Here is a 23,397-nt window from a genome sequence, read left to right as displayed (position 1 = left end):
GTCGGGACGGCCGGAACGTTCACCTATCAGGGTGACGCGGGGCGTGCCCGAGCCCGTGATCCCGGGGGCGTGCCGGGTGAACCGCGGGGCGGGAGGTGGACGCTCGGGCGGCGGCGGACGGGGACTCGAAAGGGGACTGCCGCACGTATCCTGAAGGCTCTCCGAGCGGCGCGGGAGCGCCCCGGTCCCCGACCACGAAAGCAGCGGCCATGCGCGTCTACGTCCCCCTGACCCTCTCCGGTCTCGCCGAGGCGTACAGGACGGGAGAGCTGGCAGCGGGGCCGATCGTCGCCTACGCCGTCACGCCCGCCCTGCGCGAGTGGTATCTCTCCGACGACATCGAGGAACTGGAGTACGCGGCCCTCAACCGTGCCGCGCTGGCCTCGCTGCGGCTGCTGGCCGCCGATCCCGGAGCGGCACGGCGCCGGGTGGTGGTCGCGGCCGACGTGCCCGACGGCACCGCCGCCGCCGACCCCGACCGGGGCCTGGACCCGGCCGCGCTCGGCGAGGTGCGGGTGACCGGTGCCGTGCGGCTGGCCGGGGCGGCCGCCGTGCACGTCGACCTCGACGACGCGGAGGCGGACGTGGCCGCCGCGGCGGAGGCGCTGGAGGCGGCGGACCGCGGGGACGACGACGCGCAGTTCGTCGTGGACGGGGCCGAGGACCATGAGCTGCTGTGGTACGCGACGCAGGAGATCCCCCACCTGGTCGGCCTCGGGGACTGAGCCCGACCGCGCCCCGCACACCCCGCTCGAGCTCCCTGACCTGCGCAGCTCTTGATTGTCAGTGGCGGCGGGTATTTTTTCGGCATGGGGAAGAGCACAGGGGCGGCGCACATCGTCTGGGACTGGAACGGCACGCTGTTCCACGACAACGACGCGATCATCGGGGCGACGAACGCCGCCTTCGCCGAGCTGGGCCTGGAGCCGATCACGATGGAGCAGTACCGGGCCCTGTACTGCGTGCCGGTGCCGAAGTTCTACGAGCGGTTCCTGGGACGGCTGCCGACGGACGCCGAGTGGCTGGTGATGGACGAGACCTTCCACCGTTACTACGCCGAGCGGCGGCCCCTGTGCGGGCTCACCGCGGGCGCGACGGAGCTGCTGGCCGGCTGGCGGTCGGCGGGAGGCAGCCAGTCGATCCTCAGCATGTACGGGCACGAGGAACTGGTCCCGCTGGTCCGGGGGCTCGGGATAGAGGCCCACTTCATACGGGTCGACGGGCGGACCGGACCCTCGGGCGGCAGCAAGGCCGAGCACATGGTGCGCCACCTCGGCTCGCTGACCGGCGTGGACCCGGTCCGGACCGTGGTCATAGGCGACGCCGCGGACGACGCGGTCGCCGCGCGGCACGCCGGGGCACGGGCCGTGCTCTACACCGGGGGATCGCACAGCCGGGCCAGCCTCGAGAAGGCCGGGGTGCCGGTGGTGGACACGCTGGCGGACGCCGTGGCGGAGGCGCAGCGGCTCGCGGCGTGACCGGCGCCGCCGCGCCCCACGGGGCACGGCGGCCGGCCGGGCCGGCGAGGGTTCAGGTCACGGGTGCCTTCGCGCGCAGCACGGTCAGGAACTCGCGCATCCAGCTCGGGTGGTCCGGCCAGGCGCGGGAGGAGACCAGGGTGCCGTCGACCACGGCCTCGGAGTCCTGGAAGTCGGCGCCGGCGGCCTGCATGTCGGGTTCCAGCGCGGGATACGCCGTGACCCGCCGGCCGCGCAGGCTGTCGACCGCGGCGGTGAGCAGGGGGCCGTGGCAGATCTGGGCGACCGGTTTGTCCGCGTCGAAGAAGGACTTGAGGATCTTGCGCAGCTCCGGGTCGTTGCGCAGGTACTCGGGGGCGCGGCCGCCCGGGATGACGAGGGCGGCGTACTGACCGGGGTCCACCTCGGCGAAGGCGAGGTCGGCGGGCCAGGTGTAGCCGGGCTTCTCGGTGTAGGTGTCGAAGCCGGGTTCGAAGTCGTGGACCACGAACCGGAGCTTCTTGCGGGAGGGGGCCGCCACATGGACCTCGTAGCCCTCCTCCTGAAGACGCTGGTAGGGGTACAGGACCTCGAGCGACTCTGCCGCGTCGCCGGTGACGATGAGGATTTTCGCTGTCATGTCGGGCCGCTCCCCTCGGGCGGGCGTGCGCTGTCAAGGGCAACGTGCCTCCTGGGAGTGGCCTTGCCAAGAGGTCCGGTCGTATTCGGGGGAGGGAGATCGGATGACGGGCCGCGACGGCCGACCCGCACGACGGCGGGATCGGCGCCCCTGTGCAGAGTGTCAAAGTTCGACACCTGGTTTTGTACACATACGGCTCATGACGGGCCCCCCGTCATGGGCGATAGCCTTGTGGCGTGATCAGCGCGATATCTCGCGGGGGCAGCGTTGCCCCTGCCCCGCGCCCGGTGAGCACGGACCATCTCCGTGACCGGGCGGCAGTCGCTGGTCCTCGCGGGCGGGACGGGGTGGCAGGGGCCTCCGGTGCGCCCCGCACCCCCCGGAAGCGGATGCCGCGGAGACCGGCATCACACTCCGCGGTCGTGTCGGGAATGGCCGATAACCCCCCGCTCATCTCACCTTGCGGCATAGCGTCGGAGCCGACCGGAGAACCCGGGCCGTGGCGTCGAGCCGCAGGGGAAGAGGCCGTACTTCCTTCTACGTCACGCAACGGCGCGCGACAGGAGCCAGAGGACAATGCAGACCAAGCTGGACGAAGCCAAGGCCGAGCTGCTCGAAAGGGCCGCCCGGGTAGCTGAGAACAGCCCGGTCGGGGGACATCTACCGACCGGGACGACGGAAGAGGGCACCCCGGACCGGGACACCGTGCTCGCGTTCCTCCAGCGCTACTACCTGCACACCGCCCCGGAGGACCTCACCGACCGCGACCCGGTCGACGTCTTCGGAGCCGCACTCTCGCACTACCGGCTGGCCGAGAACCGCCCCCAGGGCACGGCCAGCGTGCGGGTCCACACGCCCACCGTGGAGGAGAACGGGTGGACGTGCAGCCACTCCGTCGTCGAGGTCGTCACCGACGACATGCCGTTCCTGGTCGACTCCGTCACCAATGAGCTGACGCGGCAGGGACGCGGCATCCACGTCGTCATCCACCCGCAGATCGTGGTCCGCCGGGACGTCACCGGCAAGCTCATCGAGGTGCTCAGCTCGCACCCGGGCGGCGACCTGCCGCACGACGCGCACGTCGAGTCCTGGATCCATGTCGAGATCGACCGCGAGACCGACCGCGGCGACCTCAAGCAGATCACCGCCGACCTGCTGCGTGTCCTGTCCGACGTCCGGGAGACCGTCGAGGACTGGGACAAGATGCGGGACGCGGCCCTGCGGATGGCCGACGAACTGCCCACGGAGCCGGTCGCCACCGATCTGCGCGAGCAGGAGATCGAGGAGGCCCGTGAGCTGCTGCGCTGGCTGGCCGCCGACCACTTCACCTTCCTCGGCTACCGCGAGTACCAGCTGCGCGAGGACGACTCGCTGGCCGCCGTGCCCGGCACCGGCCTCGGCATCCTGCGCTCCGACCCCCACCACTCCGAGGACGAGGGCCACCCGGTCAGCCCGTCCTTCGAGCGGCTGCCCGCCGACGCCCGCGCCAAGGCCCGCGAGCACAAGCTCCTCGTCCTGACCAAGGCCAACAGCCGCGCGACGGTGCACCGGCCCTCCTACCTGGACTACATCGGCGTCAAGAAGTTCGACGCGGACGGCAACGTCGTCGGCGAGCGCCGCTTCCTCGGTCTGTTCTCCTCCGCTGCCTACACCGAGTCGGTGCGCCGGGTTCCGGTCATCCGCCGCAAGGTCGACGAGGTGCTGGAGCGCGCCGGCTTCTCGCCCAACAGCCACGACGGGCGCGACCTGCTGCAGATCCTGGAGACCTACCCGCGCGACGAGCTCTTCCAGACCCCGGCCGCCGAGCTGGAGTCCATCGCCACCTCCGTGCTGTACCTCCAGGAGCGCCGGCGGCTGCGGCTCTACCTGCGCCAGGACGAGTACGGGCGCTACTACTCCGCCCTCGTCTACCTGCCGCGCGACCGCTACACCACCGGCGTCCGGCTGCGGATCATCGACATCCTCAAGGAGGAGCTCGGCGGCATCAGCGTCGACTTCACCGCCTGGAACACCGAGTCGATCCTCTCCCGGCTGCACTTCGTGGTGCGCGTCCCGCAGGGCACCGAGCTGCCGCAGCTGTCCGACGCCGACAAGGAGCGCATCGAGGCGCGCCTGGTGGAGGCCGCGCGTTCCTGGGCCGACGGTTTCGCGGAGGCGCTGAACGCGGAGTGCGGTGAGGAGAAGGCCGCCGAACTGCTGCGCAAGTACGGCAGCGCCTTCCCCGAGGGCTACAAGGCCGACCACACGCCGCGTGCCGCCGTCGCCGACCTGGTCCACCTCGAAGAACTCGACGAGGCCCAGTCCGCGAGCGGCAAGGACTTCTCCCTCAGCCTGTACGAGCCGGTGGGCGCCGCCCCCGAGGAGCGCCGGTTCAAGATCTACCGCAAGGGCGAGGCCGTCTCCCTGTCCGCCGTGCTGCCCGCCCTCAGCCGGCTCGGCGTCGAGGTGACCGACGAGCGGCCCTACGAACTGCGGTGCGCGGACCGCACCACCGCGTGGATCTACGACTTCGGCCTGCGCATGCCCAAGGCGCAGAACGGCAGCGGTGACTACGTCGGCGACGACGCCCGCGAGCGCTTCCAGGACGCCTTCGCCGCGACCTGGACCGGCAAGGCGGAGAACGACGGCTTCAACGCCCTGGTGCTCAGCGCCGGCCTGAGCTGGCGCCAGGCGATGGTGCTGCGCGCGTACGCGAAGTACCTGCGGCAGGCGGGCTCCACCTTCTCGCAGGACTACATGGAGGACACCCTCCGCAACAACGTCCACACCACCCGGCTGCTGGTCTCGCTGTTCGAGGCGCGGATGTCGCCGGACCGCCAGCGGGCGGGCCACGAGATCGTCGACGCCCTGCTCGAAGAGGTCGAAGCCGCCCTCGACCAGGTCGCCTCGCTCGACGAGGACCGGATCCTCAGGTCCTTCCTGACCGTGATCAAGGCGACGCTGCGGACCAACTTCTTCCAGGAGGCGGTGGGCGGCAGGCCGCACGAGTACGTCTCCATGAAGTTCGACCCGCAGGCGATCCCCGACCTGCCGGCGCCCCGTCCGGCGTACGAGATCTGGGTGTACTCGCCGCGCGTGGAGGGTGTGCACCTGCGCTTCGGCAAGGTCGCGCGCGGCGGTCTGCGCTGGTCGGACCGGCGCGAGGACTTCCGCACCGAGATCCTCGGCCTGGTCAAGGCGCAGATGGTGAAGAACACCGTCATCGTGCCGGTCGGCGCCAAGGGCGGCTTCGTCGCCAAGCAGCTGCCGGACCCGGGCGTGGACCGGGACGCCTGGCTGGCCGAGGGCGTCGCCAGCTACCGGACGTTCATCTCGGCGCTGCTCGACATCACCGACAACATGGTGGCCGGCGAGGTCGTGCCGCCGCAGGACGTGGTCCGCCACGACGGGGACGACACCTACCTCGTGGTCGCCGCCGACAAGGGCACCGCGACCTTCTCGGACATCGCCAACGAGGTCGCCGGCAGCTACAACTTCTGGCTCGGCGACGCCTTCGCCTCCGGCGGCTCCGCGGGCTACGACCACAAGGGCATGGGCATCACCGCCCGCGGCGCCTGGGAGTCCGTCAAGCGGCACTTCCGGGAGCTGGGCGTCGACACCCAGAGCGAGGACTTCACGGTCGTCGGCATCGGGGACATGTCCGGCGACGTGTTCGGCAACGGCATGCTGCTGAGCGAGCACATCCGCCTGGTCGCCGCCTTCGACCACCGGCACATCTTCATCGACCCGAACCCGGACGCGGCCACCGGCTACGCCGAGCGCCGCCGCATCTTCGAGCTGCCGCGCTCGAGCTGGGCCGACTACAACACCGACCTGATCTCCGCGGGCGGCGGCGTCTTCCCGCGCAGCGCCAAGGCCATCCCGGTCAACGGCCACATCCGCGAGGCCCTCGGCATCGAGGGCAAAATCTCCAAGATGACGCCGGCCGACCTGATGAGGGCCATCCTCCTGGCGCCGGTGGACCTGCTGTGGAACGGCGGCATCGGCACCTATGTGAAGGCGTCCACCGAGACCCACGCGGACGTCGGCGACAAGGCCAACGACCCGATCCGCGTCGACGGCGCCGGCCTGCGCGTCCGGGTCGTCGGCGAGGGCGGCAACCTGGGCCTGACCCAGCTCGGCCGGATCGAGTTCGCCCGCCAGGGCGGCAAGATCAACACGGACGCGATCGACAACAGCGCGGGCGTGGACACCTCCGACCACGAGGTGAACATCAAGATCCTGCTCAACGGCCTGGTCACGGACGGCGACATGACCGTCAAGCAGCGCAACAAGCTGCTCGCCGAGATGACCGACGAGGTCGGCGGCCTGGTCCTGCGCAACAACTACGCGCAGAACACGGCCATCGCCAACGCGCTGGCCCAGTCCAAGGACATGCTCAACGCCCAGCAGCGCTTCATGCGCCACCTGGTGCGCGAGGGCCATCTGGACCGGGCGCTGGAGTTCCTGCCCACCGACCGCCAGATCCGCGAGCGGCTCACCCAGAACCAGGGCCTGACCGGCCCGGAGACGGCCGTCCTGCTGGCGTACACGAAGATCACGGTCGCCGACGAGCTGCTGCACACCTCGCTGCCGGACGACGCGTACCTGCGCGGCCTGCTGCACTCGTACTTCCCGACGGCGCTGCGCGAGCAGTTCTCCGACCGGATCGACGGCCATCCGCTGCGCCGCGAGATCACCACGACCGTCCTGGTCAACGACACCGTCAACACCGGTGGTACGACGTATCTGCACCGGCTGCGCGAGGAGACCGGCGCCTCGCTGGAGGAGATCGTCAGGGCGCAGACCGCGGCCCGTGCGATCTTCTGCTCCGCGCCGGTGTGGGACGCCGTGGAGGCGCTCGACAACCAGGTCGAGGCGGCCGTGCAGACCCGCATCCGGCTGCACTCGCGCCGTCTGGTCGAGCGCGGCACGCGCTGGCTGCTGAACAACCGCCCGCAGCCGCTGCAGCTCGCCGAGACGGTCGACTTCTTCGCCGAGCGTGTCGAGCAGGTCTGGCAGCAGCTGCCGAAGCTCATGCGCGGCGCGGACCTCGACTGGTGGCAGCAGATCTACGACGAGCTGACCGCCGCCGGCGTCCCGGACGAACTCGCCACCCGGGTGGCCGGCTTCTCCTCCGCCTTCCCTGCGCTCGACATCGTCTCGATCGCCGACCGCATGGGCAAGGAGCCGCTGGACGTCGCCGAGGTCTACTACGACCTCGCCGACCGGCTGCACATCACCCAGCTGATGGACCGCATCATCGAGCTGCCCCGCGCCGACCGCTGGCAGTCCATGGCCCGCGCCTCCATCCGCGAGGACCTGTACGCGGCCCACGCGGCGCTCACGGCGGACGTGCTGGCCGTCGGCAACGGCACCTCGACGCCCGAGCAGCGCTTCACGACCTGGCAGGAGAAGAACGCCGCGATCCTTGGGCGGGCGCGCACCACCCTGGACGAGATCCAGGGTTCGGAGACGTTCGACCTCGCCAACCTGTCGGTGGCGATGCGCACGATGCGGACGCTGCTGCGCACGCACTCGTAGGTCCCGCGGCACGGCAGAAGGACGGGGCGCCCCGGGCCGACCGGCCCGGGGCGCCCCGTCCGCGCACGTGCTCAGCTGGGCTGCGGCACCTTCGGTGCCACCGCCGCCGGCCTGGGCCTGGCCCTGTCGCCCTTGTCGCCCGTGAAGGCCTCGTACTCCCGCATGACGTCCTCGGTCGGGCCGTCCATGCGCAGTTCGCCGCGCTCCAGCCACAGCACCCGTTCGCAGGTGTCGCGGATGGACTTGTTGTTGTGGCTGACCAGGAACACCGTGCCCGCCTGCTCGCGCAGGGCGCGGATGCGCTGCTCGGAGCGCTTCTGGAAGGACCGGTCGCCGGTGGCGAGGGCCTCGTCGATCAGGAGCACGTCGTGGTCCTTGGCGGCCGCGATGGAGAAGCGCAGCCGGGCGCCCATGCCGGAGGAGTACGTCCGCATGGGCAGGGTGATGAAGTCGCCCTTCTCGTTGATGCCGGAGAAGTCGACGATGTCCTGGTAGCGGGTCTTGATCTCCTCCCGGGACATGCCCATCGCGAGGCCGCCGAGGAAGACGTTGCGCTCGCCGGTCAGGTCGCCCATCAGGGCCGCGTTGACGCCGAGCAGCGAGGGCTGGCCGTCGGTGTAGATGTGGCCGTTCTCCACCGGCAGCAGGCCCGCGACCGCCTTGAGCAGCGTCGACTTGCCGGAGCCGTTGGTGCCGATCAGGCCGATGGCCTCGCCCTTGTAGGCGACGAAGGACACCTTCTTCACGGCGTGCACCGTGCGCACGCCCGCCGCCCGCTCGGCGTCCCTGCGGCGCAGCATGCGGTTGAGCGCGGCGGTGGCGGAGCCGCGTCCGGCGCCGGTGCCGTTGACCCGGTAGACGATGTCGACCCCGTCGACGACGACGGTGGGGATGCGGGTGTCGTTCGCGTGCTCAGCCACGGCCGTACGTCTCCTCAGCCTTCCAGAAGTAGATGAAGCCGCCGACACCCGCGAGCAGGGCCCAGCCGGTCGCGAGCGCCCACACGTGCGGCGGCAGCTGGCCCGCCTTGTAGCTGTCGATCAGGGCGTAGCGCATCAGGTCGATGTACACGGCGGCCGGGTTGGCCTTGAGGACCGGAGCCACCCAGTGCGGCAGGCCGCTGCCGGAACCGGTCAGCTTGTCGATGTTCCACATGACGCCCGAGATGTACATCCAGGTGCGCAGCACGAACGGCATCAGCTGCGCGATGTCCGGCGTCTTGGCGCCCATCCGGGCCATGACCATCGCCACGCCCGCGTTGAAGGCGAACTGCAGCACCAGGGCGGGCACGGCCAGCACCCAGGAGACGGCGAGCGGCACGCCGAAGCAGAGCAGGATCACGACCAGGGCGGCCATGGAGAACAGCAGTTGCTGCAGCTGCTGGAGGCAGAAGGAGATCGGCAGGGCGGCCCTGGGGAAGTGCAGGGCGCGTACGAGGCCGAGGTTGCCGGAGATCGCGCGTGTCCCCGCCAGGATCGAGCTCTGGGTGAACGTCCAGATGAACACGCCCGTCACCAGGAACGGGATGTAGTCCGGCACGCCCTTCTTGGTGTGCAGCAGGACGCCGAAGATGAAGTAGTACACCGCCGCGTTCAGCAGCGGGGTCATGACCTGCCAGACCTGGCCGAGTTTCGCCTGGCTGTACTGAGCGGTGAGCTTGGCGGTGGCGAAGGCGGTGATGAAGTGGCGCCGGGCCCACAGCTGCCGGATGTACTCGGGCAGGGAGGGGCGGGCGCCGCTGACCGAGAGGCCGTGACGGGCGGCGAGCGCCGCGAGATCGTCGTCGGCCGGGGCCGGCGACGCGGGCGGTGTGTGGAGGACCTGGCTCACATCCGTTGCTTTCGCTCGGGGGAGGGACTGCGTGCGTCCGGCCGGGGACCGGTCGGTCCGTCACCCGGCGTCTGCCTGCGCTTCTCTTTACGTTCTCTTACGTCGGGACGGGACCGTATCGTCGCAACGTGAGCGTAGGCCCAACCCACGTCGGAACGCAACCGTATCGTCGTGACGCCCCTATGCTGGCCTCATGACGACGAACGCCGGCGAGCCCCAGACGCGTCCGCGCCGCCGCACTCCCGCCGGTGCGGCCGTACTCCGGGAGGACGTGACGGAAGCCATCCGGGCCGCCGTCTTCGAGGAGCTGGCTGCCGTCGGCTACGCGCGGATGTCCATCGAGGGGATCGCGCGGCGCGCGGGCGTCGGCAAGACGGCGGTGTACCGGCGATGGCGCTCCAAGCTGCATCTGGTGCTCGACGTCGTCTCGGCGATCGCGGTGATGGGCCTGCCCACGCCGGACACCGGCAGCCTGGAGGGCGACCTGAGGCTGCTGTACGAGGTCACCTCCCGCGCCCTGCGGCACCCCGTGGCCTCGCAGATCATCCCGGACCTGCAGGCGGAGGCGGCCCGCAACCCCGAGATCGCCGAGGCGATGCAGAAGACCCTGCGGGAGGGTCAGGAGGGCGTGGCCAGCAAGATCCTGGTGGCGGCCGAGCAGCGTGGCGAGATCCGTGAGGGATTCGACGACGAGCTGGCCCTCGACCTGATCTCCGGCCCCCTGTACTGGCGCTCGGTGGTCATCCGCAGCCCCAAGCTGCCGAAGGGGTACCTGGCGTCGCTGGCACGCGCCACGGCGGCGGCCGTCAAGGCGCTGTGACCGTACCGGCGCGCAGGAGCACCGGACCCACCGCGCCCCGGCTGCGGCCGCGGACACGCCGTCACCGGCCGTCGGGCGCGGCGCGCAGCGCGAGCAGCTCCGGTGCGAGGACCTCGATCCGGCCGCCCCGCGGCGGCCCGATGAGCCCGTCGCGGCGCAGGCGCGCGAGGGCCCGGTTGACGGTGACCCGGGTGACCCCGAGGGAATCGGCGAGTCCGCGCTGACCGCCGTCCAGGCTCACCTGCCCGTCCGCGGCGCTCGCGGCCAGCAGCCAGGCCGCGAGCCGGGCCTCGCACGGCAGCGTCGCCGCGTCCGTCAGCCGGTCCTGCTGGGCGCGGGCCTGCGCGGCCAGCAGGCGCAGCACGTGCGCGCGTACGGTCGCGGAGTCGTCGAGCAGGGCCGTGAACCGGGGCCGCGCGATCGCCCGCACCGCGCAGGGGGTGAGGGCGGTGTACGTCGCCGTGTGCCCGGCTCCGTCGAGCAGCGCCACCTTGTCCAGGGCGCACGGACCCTCCCACGCCCCGAAGCGCACCACCCGCCCGCCCGCGGTCGTGGCCGACGCCGCCGCACGCCCCTCCAGCAGGACGAGCAGATGCCCGGCCGGAGCGCCCTGCGCCCGCAGCACCTCGCCACCGCCGTAGCGACGCGCCACGGACGCCTGCCACAGGTCCCGCAGCCCGTCGTCCGGCAGCCCCGCGAAGAGCGGCACGTCACGAAGCCGCCGCCAGTCCTCCGCCCGCCCCACGTCGCCTCCTCCCGCCGGCGTCCGTATCGGCCGATACAGCGCGGCACGCCCCGCCGGTCCTAGTCTCGCGGCCGTCGCAGCCTCCAGAGCCGCAGCCTCCAGAGCCGCAGCCTCCAGAGCCGCAGCCTCCAGAGCCGCAGCCTCCAGAGCCGCAGCCTCCAGAGCCGCAGAAAGGGACAACCATGCTGGTCGTGGAACTCGCCTTCACCCCTGCCCCCGAACGCCTGGCCGCCCGCCCCGCCCATCGCGAGAACCTCACCCGCCTGCGCACCGAGGGCCGCCTCCTCGCGGCGGGCCCCTGGTCCGACGACACGGGCGCCCTCCTGCTCTTCGCGGCCGACCGGGACCGGCTGGAGGAGATCCTGGACGCCGACCCCTATTACCGCCGCACGCCGGGGGTCGAAGTCCGTTCGGTTCGGGAGTGGACGCCGGTCGTCGGCGGGCTCGGGTTCCGCTGACGGCTCAGCCCCGCGCCGCCTCCGGGTGCAGCCGGACCCAGCCCTCCCAGGCCGACGCGATCATGTCCTGGACGTCGTGCCTGGCCTTCCAGGCCAGTTCGGTGGCGGCGCGGTCGGCGCAGGCCACGACCCGGGCCGGGTCGCCGGGGCGGCGCGGGGCCACCGTCGGAGGCCGGTCGTACCCGGTGAGGGCGTTGATGCGGTCGATCATCTCGCGGACGGAGACGCCTTCGCCGCGGCCGATGTTGAGGGTGAGGTCGCGGCCGGGACTGCAGCGCAGGGCGCGGGCGGCGGCGACGTGGGCCTCGGCCAGGTCGACCACGTGGATGTAGTCGCGCACGCAGGTGCCGTCGGGGGTCGGGTAGTCGTCGCCGAAGATGCGCGGGGGCGCGTTCTCGGTGAGCTTCTCGAAGACCATGGGGATCAGGTTGAAGACGCCGACGTCCGCCAGTTCCCGGCTCGCCGCGCCGGCCACGTTGAAGTAGCGCAGCGAGGCCGTGGCGAGGCCGGTCGCCCGGCCTGCCGCCCGCACCAGCCACTCGCCCGCCAGCTTCGTCTCCCCGTACGGCGACAGGGGCACGCACGGCGTCCGTTCCGTCACCAGGTCCACGTCGGGCATGCCGTACACGGCCGCGGACGAGGAGAAGACGAACGACGCCACGCCGGCCGCCGTCACGGCCTCCAGGAGCACGCGCAGGCCCTCGACGTTGTGCCGGTAGTAGTGCAGGGGGCGTTCCACGGACTCGCCGACCTGCTTCTTCGCCGCCAGGTGTACGACGCCGGTGACCTCGTGGTCGGCGAGGACGCGGGCGATCCGCTCGCCGTCCAGGGTCGACCCCAGGACCAGCGGCACCTCGTCCGGTACGCGTTCGGCGATGCCCGTCGACAGGTCGTCGTACACCACGGCCCGCTCGCCCGCCTCGGTCATCGCGCGGACGACGTGCGCCCCGATGTAGCCGGCGCCGCCGGTGATCAGCCAGGTCATGTGCGGCCGTCCCCTCGTCTGTTGGCCCGTGGTGTGTCGTGTCCCCCCGGGTTCGGTATCAGTGAAGCAGGCGGGGCGGTCACGCGGGTACGGCGGCGGTGGCTCCCGGGGCGTCCGAGGGCGCGTGCCGTGGCCGCGGCCGAGCGGGGGGCGCGGCGGCGGTGGAGCGCCACAGGCGGGTGAAGGACAGGACGGCCGCCGCGGCCAGCAGCCCGTTGCGGGCCAGCATCAGCGCGCAGCCCGTCCAGGTGCACTCCCTGACCTCGGCGTACAGGGCCGGATAGGCGACGGCGCTGAGCGCGGTGGCGAGCACGATCAGGGCGGCCACCGGGCGTTGGACGGTGTGCCGCGAGGTCAGGCACACGGCGGCCGTGCCCAGCAGCCAGATCATGTACTGCGGGCTGATCACCCGGCTGGTGACGGTGAACAGGAGCACGGCACTCAGCGCGGCGTCACAGGGCGTCGCGGGCGTCCAGCGCCGGGCCCGCAGCCGCCACAGCAGCAGCAGCGCGAAGGCGGCCGCCGTGAGGCCGAGCATCAGGTGCGCGACGGTCCGCACGTGCGGACCGGTGAACTCCAGCGAGCCGTACCGGTAGCGGACCAGGCCCGGCCACCCGGCGTGGGTCGCGAGCGCGAGCGCCGTGCCGCCGAGCGACTCGATCTGCACGCCGCGCCCGCCCTGCTGCTTCAGGAACGCCAGCGGGTCGGCGAACAGCGTCGCGAGCAGCGTGAGCGTGGCGGTGCCCGTGGCGGCGGCCCAGGTCCACGCCGAACGCGTCGCCCGCGCCCGCGGCGCACCCAGCAGCACCAGCGCCGGCCACACCTTCACCAGCGCGCCGAGCGCCGCGAGCGCCCCGTACGCGCGCGGGGAGCGCGACAGCGTCAGCAGGGAGACGACGGCGAAGGCCGTGACCTGCACGTCGTAGCGGACGAGTGGCATGTGCAGCAGCAGGGGCAGGCCGCCGGTCCACAGCGCGGCCCCGAGGAGCGTGTGACCCGGACGGGTGCCGGCCCGGGCCAGCGCCAGGGCGATCGCCGCGTCGGCGGCGAGGGTGAGCGCGACGAACGCCTGGAAGTAGGTCAGGCCCGGCAGCAGCGCGGGCGACAGCAGTACCGGGCCCGCGCCGGGCGGGTACTGCCAGAGGGGGTCGTGTGCGGGGAAGGCGCCCTGCGCGAGGACGCCGTACCAGTGGTGGTAGAGGTGCGACACCTCGCGGGCGACCGAGCCCCGGCCCAGCATCGGCGCGGCGCTGTGCGCGAGCAGCCAGAGCATCAGGGCCCGGGTGGCGAGCCAGGCGGCGCCGAGCGTGAGGAGGCGGTGTCTCCGCACGGTGGTCACGGTGGTGGTCACTGCGTTCATCACGCCGGATGGTAAGCCGGGCGAATGGTGTGCGAGGGCCGAAACACCGTCAATCCCGGGCAAGCGCCCGGGCGCCGCCCAGAATCAGCCGTGTGCTGAGCGAGGTGGCGGGGCGGGCGAAGTGTCGTCGGACGCGTACGGAGGCCGTGGCGGTGGCGGTCCCCGCGGCCGTCATGCTCGCGATCGGGCTGTGGGGTCTCGACCGCGGCGGCATGTGGGGCGACGAGGGCGTCACCTTCCTGGTCGGGCGGCGCACGGTGCCGCAGATCTGGCGGCTGCTGCACGGGATGGACGCGGTGCACGGGCTGTACTACCTCGTCATGCACGTCGTGCTCGCCGTCCACCCCGGCGAGGTGGTGCTGCGCCTGCCGTCCGTGTGCGGGGCCGCCGTGACGGCCGGCCTGGTCGCGGCCCTGGGCGTGCGGCTGGCCCGGCCGCGGGTGGGGCTGTGGGCGGGTCTCGTCTACGCGGTCACGCCGCTGACCGGCCACTACGCGCAGGAGGGGCGGTCGTACGCGATCGTCTCCGCGGGCGTGGCGGGGGCGACCCTGCTGCTGGAGCCGGCCGTGCGGGGGCGGGCGCGGCCGGGCTGGTGGTGGCGCTACGGCGGCCTGCTCGCCCTGACCTCGTTGCTGCACGAGCTGGTCGTGCTCGTGCTGTGCGCGCACGCGGCGACGCTGGCGCTGGCGCGGGTGCCGCGGGCGGTGTGGCGCGGCTGGCTGCGCGCGGCCGCGCTGGTGGGGGCCGTCCTGCTGCCGCTGGTGTGGGTCTCGCAGCGGCAGTCGGGCCAGGTGTCGTGGCTGGTGGTGCCGGGGTGGGACAAGGTGGAACAGCTGGTGCGGGACTTCGCCGCCGGACCGGCGGGCGCGGTGTTCTGGATCTGCGTCGCGCTGGTGGCGGTGGGGGCCACGGCGCGGCGCACGGCGGTCGTCGCGCTGCCGCTGCTCGTGCTGCCGCCCACGATCCTGATCTCCGTGTCGCAGTACCGGCCGCTGTTCCACGAGCGCTACGTGCTGTACGCGCTGGCGGGGGCGCCGCTGCTGGCCGCCGCGGGCCTCGATCGCGTGGTCACCTTCCTGGCGCGGTGGCGGCCGGCCGGGCACCGGCCGGGGTACGGCCGCCTCGGCACCCTCACCGGTGTCCTGGCCGTCACCGCCGCCTTCGTCCAGTGCCTCCCGCTCTACCGGCAGGACCGCTCCCCGGCCCACCGCCCGGAGAACCTCGCCGCCGTGGCCGCCGTCGCCGCCCGCGACATCCGCCCCGGCGATCCCGTGCTGTACCTGCCGTCGACCTGGCGGCTCACGGCGCTGACGTACCCGAAGGGGTTCCGGGAGGCCCGCGACATCGCCCTGACGGAGTCCGGGGCGCGCTCCGGGACGCTGAGCGGGCTGGAGACCACCCCGCGGGAGCTGCGGCGCAGACTGGCGGGCCTGAGGCGGCTCTGGGTCGTCGCCGACTCCAGGATGCTGAGGTCGGGCCGGCGGCCGGGCGACCCGACCGACCGCGTCAAGCTCGCGGCCGTGGAGGAGCACTTCACCGTCCGGGAGAAGTACGTCAGCGGGCGTGTGGCCTTCTGTCTCTACGTCCGCCGCCCGGCGCCGGCGGCGGCCGCCCCGCCGGTCCGGAGCCGTACGCCCGGGACCGCTACGCCGGCTCCGACGCGGCAGCCGCGTCCAGCGCCCGGGTGAGCTCGTCGAGCCGGGTCCGCAGCTGACGGATCTCGTCCACGTCGAAGCCCGTCGCCGCGGCGATCCGGCGCGGCACCTGCTCCGCCCGCCCGCGCAGGGCGGCGCCCTCCCCGGTCAGCCGCACCTCCACCGAACGCTCGTCGCGGGTGCTGCGCTCCCGCCGGACCAGACCGGCCGCCTCCAGTCGCTTGAGCAGCGGGGACAGCGTGCCGGAGTCCAGGCGCAGGTGCTCGCCCAGCCTCTTGACCGGCAGCTCGCCGTGCTCCCACAGCACCAGCATCACCAGGTACTGCGGATACGTGAGCCCGAGGTCCTTCAGGAGTACGCGGTAGACGCCGCCGAAGGCGCGGGAGGCGGCGTTGAGGGAGAAGCAGATCTGCTGGTCGAGGCGGAGCCAGTCGGAGGCCGGGGCGTCGGGCGTGCTGGACATGCTCCCAGGATAGCCCCGCGAGGCATTCAGTTGTGTGCAATTGAATTGTGTGCTCTACTTGTCGTCGTGAGGCGGCCGCGCAAGAGCCGCCGGAACGTGCTTTCGAGAGGGATGGTTTCCATGGACGCGCTCTACACCGCTGTCGCCACCGCCACCCACGGCCGGGACGGTCGCGCCTTCACCAACGACGGCAAGGTCGACGTCAAGCTGGCCCCGCCGGTGGAGCTGGGCGGCAGCGGGGAGGGCACCAACCCCGAGCAGCTGTTCGCCGCCGGTTACGCCGCCTGCTTCGGCAGCGCCCTCGGGCTCGTCGGCCGCCAGGCGAAGGTCGACGTCAGCGACGCCGCGGTGACCGCCGAGGTCGGCATAGGCAAGCAGGGCGAGGGCTTCGGGCTCAAGGTCACCCTCCGCGTCGAGCTGCCGGACACCGTGGACGAGCCGACCGGCCGCAAGCTGGTCGAGACCGCCCACCAGGTCTGCCCCTACTCCAACGCGACCCGCGGCAACATCGAGGTCGACCTCGTCATCGAGTAGACCCCGCACGGCACACGGCGGGCGCGGACACCGGACACCCGGCGTCCGCGCCCGCGCGCGTTCCCGTGACGCCCGGTCAGTTCATCGAGTGCGCCCGCTCGGCGGCGGGAGCGGGCAGCACCGCCGCCGTCCGCGACTGCGGCGGCCGCTCACCCAGCAGCACCGTCCGTACGACGCGCTCGGCGGCGTGACCGTCGTCGAACTCGCAGAACCGCGCGCGGAAGGCGGCCCGCAGACCCGCGGACTCCTCGTCCTGCCAGGTCCCCGAGGCGAACAGCCACGCCAGCTCCCGGTAGGAGCGCGAGACGTGGCCCGGCGCCTCGGCGGTGATGTCGAAGTAGGTGCCCCGGGCGGCCGCGTAGGCCGCCCAGTCGTCGGCGTGGATCACGATCGGCCGGTCCAGGTTGGCGTAGTCGAACATCAGGGCCGAGTAGTCGGTGACCAGCACGTCGGAGGCGAGCATCACGTCCTCGACGTGCGGCTCGTCCGTCGCGTCCACCAGGACCCCCCGGGCGTGCAGATCGGCGAGGCCCAGGCCGCGCGCCGTGCCGGTGGCCAGGGAGGGGTGCAGCCGTACCACCAGGGTGTGACCGGCGCCGAGGTCGGCGGCGAACCGGGCCAGGTCGATCCGGTCGACGTGCCCGCCCCTGCGGTACTCGCGGCGGGTCGGCGCGTACAGCACGACCGTGTTCCCGGCGGGGACGCCGAGCCGCTCTCGGACGGCCGCGGCGCGCCCCGCGGGGGCCTCGACCAGCACGTCGTTGCGCGGGCTGCCCGTGCGCAGCGAGGTGAAGTGGCAGGGATAGGCCCGGTCCCACACCAGCTCGGAGTGGCGGTTGGCGACCAGGCTGAGGTCCCACCGGTCGGCGCGGTGCAGCATCTTCGGGACGCTGAAGCCGTGCCGGGCGCCGGGCTTGTCCAGCAGGTCGGCGCCCATGAGCTTGAGCGGGGTGCCCTGGTGGGTCTGCAGATGCACGCTGCCGGGGCGCTTGGGCGGCGAACCGGGCCAGTTGACGTTGTTCACCCAGTACGTGGCCCGCGCCGCCACCGCGTGATAGCCGCGCGAGCCCGGCGTCACGTGGTCGGTGCCGGGCGGCAGCGAGTCCACCGCGTCCTCCCGGACCACCCACACGCCCCGGATGTGCGGCGCGAGCTCCCGCGCCTTGGCGTGGATGGCGGCCGGGTCGCCGTGCACGCCCGTGTGGTGGGTCGCCGAGTAGACGGCGAGGTGCGGGTCGAGCGGCAGCCTGGAGCGGACGGCGTACCCCGCGCGCCGGGCCGCCTTCGACGCCCGGTCCACCGTGCGGCGCTTGCCCGCCCCGGCCAGCCCGCGCAGACCGCGCCCCGCACGCAGGGCCGCGTAGGAGACGTACGGCGACGAGGCCAGCAGCCGCATCTCGGTGCCGCGGGGGCCCTGCGGCGGGACGAAGTCCTCGGGGCGGTGGCGGTCGTGGAAGGCGCGCATCTCGCGGTGGAAGGCCGGGCGGTCCGCCGGGGTCACCCGGTCCTCGCGGGCGATCACGTACAGCATGTGGTCCAGCGCCCGTTCGAACAGCAGCGGCCGGGCCCAGGCGAGGTCCTCGCGCTCCTCCAGGAAGGCGAACAGGCCCTCGTACTGCGGGAAGATGTCGAAGTGCCGGCGCCCGGGGGTCTTGGTGATCGCGCCCTGCCGGCGCTGCCGGTACTCGACGCCGATCCGGTTCAGGCAGGCGATGCGCTCCGCCAGCACCATCGAGCGGTAGGTGACCGGCGCGTCCTCGTACAGGCCCGGCGCGTACCGCAGGCCGTGCTCCTGGAAGAAGGCGCGACGGTAGGCCTTGTTCCAGGCGACCAGGAAGAGATGGGCGTACCGGGGGCTCTCGCGGAGGCTGAAGACGTCCTGTCCCGCGGCCGCCAGCAGCGCGGAGGCGTCGCTGGGTCCGCCCCGGCCCCACCAGTGGGTGCGGACATGGTCGAAGACCAGGATGTCCGGGTCCTCGGCGCTCCTGAGCCGGTCGGCGACGGCGGCCAGCAGGCCCGGCGTGTAGAAGTCGTCGCTGTCGAGGAAGAGGACGTAGTCGCCGCGCGCCTGCTCCAGGCCCGCGTTGCGGGCCCGGCCCAGGCCGACGTTCTCGGGCAGGTGCAGCACCCGCACCCGCTCGTCGCGCGCCGCGTACTCGTCGAGGATCGCGCCGCAGCCGTCGGGCGAGCGGTCGTCGACGGCGACCACCTCGAAGTCGGGGTACGACTGCCCGAGGACCGAGTCGAGGCACTCGTGCAGGAAGCCCTGCACCTTGAAGACGGGGACGATGATGCTGAAGCGGGGCACTGCTGAGCTCAGCTCCTTACGAGGGTGGAGGCGGCGGGGGCCGGGACGCGCTCCGCGAGCGGGACCACGGGCGGGATCGACTCGGGCGGCTCGCCCAGCAGCACCCGGCGCACGACGCGCTCGGCGGCGTGACCGTCGTCGAACTCGCAGAAGCGCTCACGGAAGGCGGCCCGGGCGGCGGCCGACTCCGGGCCCGCCCAGGAGCCGTCGCGGAAGAGCCGGGCCAGCTCCCCCGGGGTGCGCGCCACGGGGCCCGGCGGGTGCTCCATCAGGTCGAAGTAGACGCCCCGCAGCTCCCGGTAGACCTCCCAGTCGTCCGCGTAGACGACGACCGGCCGGTCCAGGTTGGCGTAGTCGAACATGATCGACGAGTAGTCGGTGATCAGCGCGTCGGCGGCCAGGCACACGTCCTCGGACGAGCGGTGCGCGGTGACGTCGATGACCCGGCCGGTGCTCCCCGCGGCGCCCCGGTCGTAGAAGTAGTGGGCTCGCAGCAGGACGACGAAGTCCTCGCCGATCTCCTCGCACAGCGCCTCGAGGTCAAGGCCCGGCTCGAAGCCGGTGTGGTGGTCGCGGTGGGTGGGCGCGTACAGCAGGGCCGTCTTGCCCTCGGGGACGCCCAGTTCCCGCCTGATCCGGGTCACGTCGTCCGCGGTCGCCGTGTAGTAGACGTCGTTGCGCGGATAGCCGTACTCCAGGGTCTCGTGCACGGCCGGGAAGGCCCGCTCCCACATCCGGGTGGAGTGCCGGTTGGAGGAGAGGTTGTAGTCCCAGCGGTCGACGCGGGCCAGCAGCCTGCCGAAGCTGCCGGTCGCGGCCGCCACCACGGGGTACGTCGCCTGGTCGACGCCCATCTTCTTCAGCGGGGTGCCGTGCTGCGTCGACAGGTGCACGCTGCCCTCGCGCTTGACGACCGCGTCGGCGAAGTTGGCGTTGTTGACCAGGTACGTGGCGCGGGCCAGCACGTCCCAGTACTCGGCGCTGCCGATGACCGCGTACTCGACGTCCTCCGGCACGGTGTGCGCCTGGTCCGCCTCGACCAGGAACACCGAGCGCAGGTGCGGGGCGAGTTCGCGGGCCCTGGCGTGGATCGCGGCCGGGTTGCAGGCGTAGCCGCGGCCCCAGTAGGCGCAGTACACCGCGAGGTGGGGATCCAGCGGGCGGCGCAGGGAGCGCGTGTACCGCAGCCGGGTGCGCACCATGCGCGGGCGCGGCAGGCGCTCGGCCACCCTGACCGCCGACTGGTTGGCGCCGCGCAGGGCCCGGAAGGCGGTGTACGCGCCGGCCGCCAGCAGCCGGTGCTGCACGCCGAGGCTGCCGCCCGGCGTGCGGTACCCGGCGGGACGGTGCCGGCGGTAGAGCCGGCTCGCCAGCCGGAAGAAGGAACGGCGCCGGGAAGGCAGCCGCCGGGGGTGCGCGGCGGTCTTCAGCACGGTCGCGAAGAGCTGCTCGAAGAGCGGGCCCGTCCGCTCCGGGGACAGGCCGAGTTCGGCGGCGCGGGTGAGCACCAGGTCGGTCTGGGCGAGGAGTTCGAGGTGGTGCTCACCGGGCAGGCCGAGCCGGCTGCCCTGCCTGCGCACCAGATGCCGTACGACCGGCTCGTGCAGGACGGCGGCCTTCTCGGCCTTCAGCATGACCAGCCCGCCGAAGCCGACGTCGGTGAAGTGGCCGTCGGGGAAGTCCAGTTGCTGCTCGGCAAGGAACGCCCTGCGGTAGGCCGCGCTCCACGCCGGGAGCTGCACGCCGGTCAGCGCCGGCACCTGGTCGGGGGAGAAGGCGCCCGCCGGCTGCTTCGGCAGGAGCGGGGCGGCCGGGTTGGTCGGCTCGCCCTCCCACCAGGGGACGCGCAGGTGCTCCAGGTACAGGACGTCCACGTCGCCCGTCTCGGCGAGGCGGGCGTCCAGCGCCGCCAGCGCGCCCGGGACGAGCACGTCGTCGCAGTCGAGGAACAGCAGGTACGCGCCGGTCGCCCTCCGCATCCCGGCGTTGCGCGCCGCCGCCAGGCCGCCCGACGGGGGCGCGGACGCGGGGGCCACCCGGGTGTCCCGCCCGGCGTACTCGGCGGCGACGTCCGCCGCGGGCGCGCCGGGCGCGTCGCAGACCGGGATCAGCTCCAGGTTGCCGAAGGACTGCGCCAGAACGGAGTCCAGCGCCTGGGACAGCCGGCCTGTCACCCCGTGCGCCGGGACGATGATGCTGAAGCGGGGCATTCTGCTCTTTCTGTCGAGGTGCTTGAGGACTTCGGCGGTCGCGGCTCAGCCGAGGCGTCCCGGACGCCCCGCGGGACGCCGGGTGGACGGTCTGCTCGGCGTGGGCCGCGACGGACTGGAAGGCATGCGAACTCCCCGGAGTGAGAACGGCGTTCAGTGGCCGTCGGTGACGGTCGCCGGACCGGCGGGTTGCGGCACCGTGGCCTGCGGGGCACGCGTGCGGGCCGCGGCCGCGGACGGCACGGGACGGCGCTCGGCCGGCGGGACCACCGGCGGGAGGTCCCTCTCGCCGAGGACGACACGGCGTACGACCCGCTCGGCGGCCCGCCCGTCGTCGTAGGGGCAGAAGCGCTCGCGGAAGGCGGTGCGCAGCTGGGTGGAGCGGGAACCGCGCCAGTGACCGGTGGCGAAGATGTCGATCAGCTCGTCCTCACTGCGGGCCACCGCGCCCGGCGGGAAGGCGCGCAGGTCGAAGTAGGTGCCCCGGACGGCCTGGTACGCCGCCCAGTCGTCGTCGGGGGCGTGGATCACGATCGGGCGGTCCAGGCCGGCGTAGTCGAACATGATCGGCGCGTAGTCGGTGAGCAGGGCGTCCGAGGCGAGGCAGAGGTCCTCGACGCCGGGATGTCCGGTGACGTCGATGATCCGCGCGTCCTGGCCCACGGGGTCGTGCGTGCGCGCCAGGACGACATAGCGGGGGCCCAGGCGGCGCAGCAGGCGGTCCAGGTCGAGGGCGGAGCGCTGGGTGCGGCGGTGGTCGCGGCGGGCGGGCGCGTACAGCACGGCGACGGTGTCCTCGGGGACGCCCAGGCGGGCGCGCAGCCGGGCCACGTCCGCCGAAGTCGCCCTCTGGAACACGTCGTTGCGGGGACGGCCGTGTTCCAGGGTGGTGTAGCCGCCCGGGAAGACGCGCTCCCAGACCAGGGTGGAGTGCGGGTTGGCGGACAGGACGTAGTCCCACCTGTCGACGCCGTCGAGGAGCTCGGCGAAGTCCGTGCCGTCGGCGGCCGCGGGGCGCTCCTGGAGGTCCAGGCCCAGGTGCCCGAGGGGGGTGCCGGCCTGGGTCCGGACGAGGACCTGGCCGCGGCGCTTGACCAGCCGCCGCTCGAAGTCGGTGTCGCAGACGAGGTACTTGGAGCGGGCCAGGGCCGTCCAGTAGGCGGCCGTGCCCGGGCTCACCCACCCGGTCGCCGGCGGGACCGTGTGCCGGTACTCGGGGCGGGCGATCCACGCCGTGCGGATGTGCGGCGCGTGCGTGCGGAACGCCACCTCCAGGGCGCCCGGGTCGCAGCCGTGGCCGCCGCCGCCGTCCGCGCTGAACACGGCGCGGTCGGTGCGCAGGGGGAGGCGGAGCTGGAGGCGGTAGTGCAGGCGGAGGGCCGACGTCCGCGCGGTGCGCAGGAGCCCGGCGCCGAGCTTGGCCGTCCTGCGGCGCACGGCCGCCGCGTGCTGCAGGAAGCGGTACGTGCGGTGCAGGCCCCAGCGGATCAGGGTGTGCCGCAGGCGGACGGGCAGCGGACCCCGGACGCCGGGGACGCGGTATCGGCGGTAGTGGGCACGGGCCCTGCGCAGGAACTCGGCGCGCACGCCGCGCGGCAGACGCTCGCGGTGGGAGAAGAGCCTGGCGAAGTGGTCGACCATGCGCCGGAACAGCACCGGCCGCCAGCGGGCCAGTTCGGGGCGCCGGTCGAGGAAGGCGAAGAGACGGTCGTACTGCTGGAAGATGTCGAAGTGCTTGCGGCTGCTGGTGGAGAGGATGCTGCCCCGGCGGCGCTGGCGGTAGTGGACGCAGACCCGGTCCAGGGTCGCGATGGACTCCGCCGTCATCAGGACCGGGAAGGTCCACGGGGTGTCCTCGTAGTAGCCCGGCGGGAAGGCCAGGCCCTCGCGCTCGACGAACTCCCGCCGGCAGGCCTTGTTCCAGGCCACCATCAGCAGACGCAGCAGGCCCGGACGGTCCTCCAGGCGGAAGGGGGCCGGGCCCTGCTCGGTGAGCTGCGCGGAGACGACGTTGCGCACGGTCTCGCCCGACCAGTACGAGCGTGCGTAGTCGTAGACCAGGACGTCCGGATCGCCGGTCTCCTTCAGCCGGTCGGCGATCGAGCGCAGCGCGTGCGGGGTGAGGGTGTCGTCGCCGTCCAGGAAGATCAGGTAGTCGCCGCTCGCCTGCTCCATACCGGCGTTGCGGGCGCCGCCCAGGCCCCGGTTCTCCGGCAGGTGCAGGGGCCGTACCCGTGGATCGCGGGCGGCGAACTCGTCGATGATCGCGCCGCTTCTGTCCGGCGAGCAGTCGTCGACGGCGATGAGCTCCAGATCGGGGCAGGACTGCGAGAGCACCGAGTCCAGGCAGGCGTGGAGATACGCCTGAACCCTGTACGCGGGGACGATGACACTGAACCTGGGCAAGGC

General features: G+C 72.9%; 17 protein-coding genes. 7 read left to right on the top strand and 10 right to left on the bottom strand.

Annotated elements, in window-relative coordinates; genetic code table 11:
• Window positions 1-209 precede the first annotated feature (209 nt).
• Window positions 210-725, top strand: coding sequence for a DUF6912 family protein (locus ACJ9NR_RS15675; protein WP_412488183.1), 516 nt, complete (start codon window positions 210-212; stop codon window positions 723-725).
• A gap of 84 nt (window positions 726-809) precedes the next feature.
• Window positions 810-1,478 carry an HAD family hydrolase gene (locus tag ACJ9NR_RS15670; protein ID WP_412488182.1) on the top strand — a complete coding sequence of 223 codons (669 nt, stop codon included), beginning with the start codon at window positions 810-812 and terminating at the stop codon, window positions 1,476-1,478.
• Window positions 1,479-1,530: 52 nt separating this feature from the next.
• Here the strand turns inward: ACJ9NR_RS15670 and ACJ9NR_RS15665 are convergent, their stop codons facing one another.
• Window positions 1,531-2,097: a DJ-1/PfpI family protein gene (locus tag ACJ9NR_RS15665; RefSeq protein ID WP_412488181.1), complete on the bottom strand. Its 567-nt coding sequence runs from the start codon at window positions 2,095-2,097 to the stop codon at window positions 1,531-1,533.
• A 576-nt stretch (window positions 2,098-2,673) separates the two neighbouring features.
• Here ACJ9NR_RS15665 and ACJ9NR_RS15660 point away from each other — a divergent pair.
• Window positions 2,674-7,620 carry an NAD-glutamate dehydrogenase gene (locus ACJ9NR_RS15660; RefSeq protein WP_412488180.1) on the top strand — a complete coding sequence of 1,649 codons (4,947 nt, stop codon included), beginning with the start codon at window positions 2,674-2,676 and terminating at the stop codon, window positions 7,618-7,620.
• Window positions 7,621-7,691: 71 nt separating this feature from the next.
• On the opposite strand, the gene ACJ9NR_RS15655 is transcribed toward ACJ9NR_RS15660, so the two are convergent.
• The gene (locus ACJ9NR_RS15655) at window positions 7,692-8,540 is read right to left on the bottom strand and encodes an ABC transporter ATP-binding protein (RefSeq protein WP_412488179.1); all 849 of its coding nucleotides are present in this window, start codon (window positions 8,538-8,540) and stop codon (window positions 7,692-7,694) included.
• Window positions 8,533-9,450 carry an ABC transporter permease gene (locus tag ACJ9NR_RS15650; protein ID WP_412488178.1) on the bottom strand — a complete coding sequence of 306 codons (918 nt, stop codon included), beginning with the start codon at window positions 9,448-9,450 and terminating at the stop codon, window positions 8,533-8,535. The genes ACJ9NR_RS15655 and ACJ9NR_RS15650 overlap by 8 nt, the downstream gene beginning before the upstream one ends.
• Window positions 9,451-9,643: 193 nt before the next feature.
• On the opposite strand from ACJ9NR_RS15650, the gene ACJ9NR_RS15645 reads away from it, so the two are divergent.
• A complete protein-coding gene (locus ACJ9NR_RS15645) occupies window positions 9,644-10,270 on the top strand; it encodes a TetR/AcrR family transcriptional regulator (RefSeq protein WP_412488177.1) in 627 nt (208 codons plus the stop codon).
• Window positions 10,271-10,331: 61 nt separating this feature from the next.
• Here the strand turns inward: ACJ9NR_RS15645 and ACJ9NR_RS15640 are convergent, their stop codons facing one another.
• Window positions 10,332-11,015, bottom strand: a complete 684-nt coding sequence (locus ACJ9NR_RS15640) for a Crp/Fnr family transcriptional regulator (protein WP_412488176.1) — start codon at window positions 11,013-11,015, stop codon at window positions 10,332-10,334.
• A 182-nt stretch (window positions 11,016-11,197) separates the two neighbouring features.
• On the opposite strand from ACJ9NR_RS15640, the gene ACJ9NR_RS15635 reads away from it, so the two are divergent.
• Window positions 11,198-11,473 carry a YciI family protein gene (locus ACJ9NR_RS15635; protein ID WP_412488175.1) on the top strand — a complete coding sequence of 92 codons (276 nt, stop codon included), beginning with the start codon at window positions 11,198-11,200 and terminating at the stop codon, window positions 11,471-11,473.
• 4 nt (window positions 11,474-11,477) lie between these two features.
• Here ACJ9NR_RS15635 and galE read toward each other — a convergent pair whose 3' ends face one another.
• Entirely contained in the window at window positions 11,478-12,458 is a 981-nt protein-coding gene (galE, locus tag ACJ9NR_RS15630; RefSeq protein ID WP_412488174.1) for a UDP-glucose 4-epimerase GalE, read from the bottom strand.
• A gap of 79 nt (window positions 12,459-12,537) precedes the next feature.
• Window positions 12,538-13,818 carry a glycosyltransferase 87 family protein gene (locus ACJ9NR_RS15625; RefSeq protein WP_412488173.1) on the bottom strand — a complete coding sequence of 427 codons (1,281 nt, stop codon included), beginning with the start codon at window positions 13,816-13,818 and terminating at the stop codon, window positions 12,538-12,540.
• A gap of 152 nt (window positions 13,819-13,970) precedes the next feature.
• Between ACJ9NR_RS15625 and ACJ9NR_RS15620 the strand changes: the two genes are divergently transcribed.
• A complete protein-coding gene (locus ACJ9NR_RS15620; RefSeq protein ID WP_412488172.1) occupies window positions 13,971-15,506 on the top strand; it encodes a glycosyltransferase family 39 protein in 1,536 nt (511 codons plus the stop codon).
• Here ACJ9NR_RS15620 and ACJ9NR_RS15615 read toward each other — a convergent pair.
• Window positions 15,463-15,936 carry a MarR family winged helix-turn-helix transcriptional regulator gene (locus tag ACJ9NR_RS15615; RefSeq protein WP_412488171.1) on the bottom strand — a complete coding sequence of 158 codons (474 nt, stop codon included), beginning with the start codon at window positions 15,934-15,936 and terminating at the stop codon, window positions 15,463-15,465. The genes ACJ9NR_RS15620 and ACJ9NR_RS15615 overlap by 44 nt on opposite strands.
• 120 nt (window positions 15,937-16,056) lie before the next feature.
• On the opposite strand from ACJ9NR_RS15615, the gene ACJ9NR_RS15610 reads away from it, so the two are divergent.
• Entirely contained in the window at window positions 16,057-16,470 is a 414-nt protein-coding gene (locus ACJ9NR_RS15610) for an organic hydroperoxide resistance protein (RefSeq protein WP_412488170.1), read from the top strand.
• A gap of 76 nt (window positions 16,471-16,546) precedes the next feature.
• Here the strand turns inward: ACJ9NR_RS15610 and ACJ9NR_RS15605 are convergent, their stop codons facing one another.
• The 3 genes from ACJ9NR_RS15605 to ACJ9NR_RS15595 all read right to left on the bottom strand — a co-directional run bounded on the left by ACJ9NR_RS15605 (window position 16,547) and on the right by ACJ9NR_RS15595 (window position 23,394).
• Window positions 16,547-18,778, bottom strand: coding sequence for a bifunctional glycosyltransferase/CDP-glycerol:glycerophosphate glycerophosphotransferase (locus tag ACJ9NR_RS15605; RefSeq protein ID WP_412488169.1), 2,232 nt, complete (start codon window positions 18,776-18,778; stop codon window positions 16,547-16,549).
• A gap of 8 nt (window positions 18,779-18,786) precedes the next feature.
• A complete protein-coding gene (locus tag ACJ9NR_RS15600) occupies window positions 18,787-20,988 on the bottom strand; it encodes a bifunctional glycosyltransferase/CDP-glycerol:glycerophosphate glycerophosphotransferase (RefSeq protein ID WP_412488168.1) in 2,202 nt (733 codons plus the stop codon).
• Between the two features lie 153 nt (window positions 20,989-21,141).
• Complete coding sequence (locus tag ACJ9NR_RS15595; protein WP_412488167.1) at window positions 21,142-23,394, bottom strand: bifunctional glycosyltransferase/CDP-glycerol:glycerophosphate glycerophosphotransferase; 2,253 nt, start codon at window positions 23,392-23,394, stop codon at window positions 21,142-21,144.
• Window positions 23,395-23,397: the final 3 nt, after the last annotated feature.

The organism is Streptomyces sediminimaris, assembly GCF_047049295.1.
Lineage (GTDB): Bacteria > Actinomycetota > Actinomycetes > Streptomycetales > Streptomycetaceae > Streptomyces > Streptomyces sediminimaris.
This window is presented reverse-complemented; position numbering and strand designations above follow the sequence as displayed.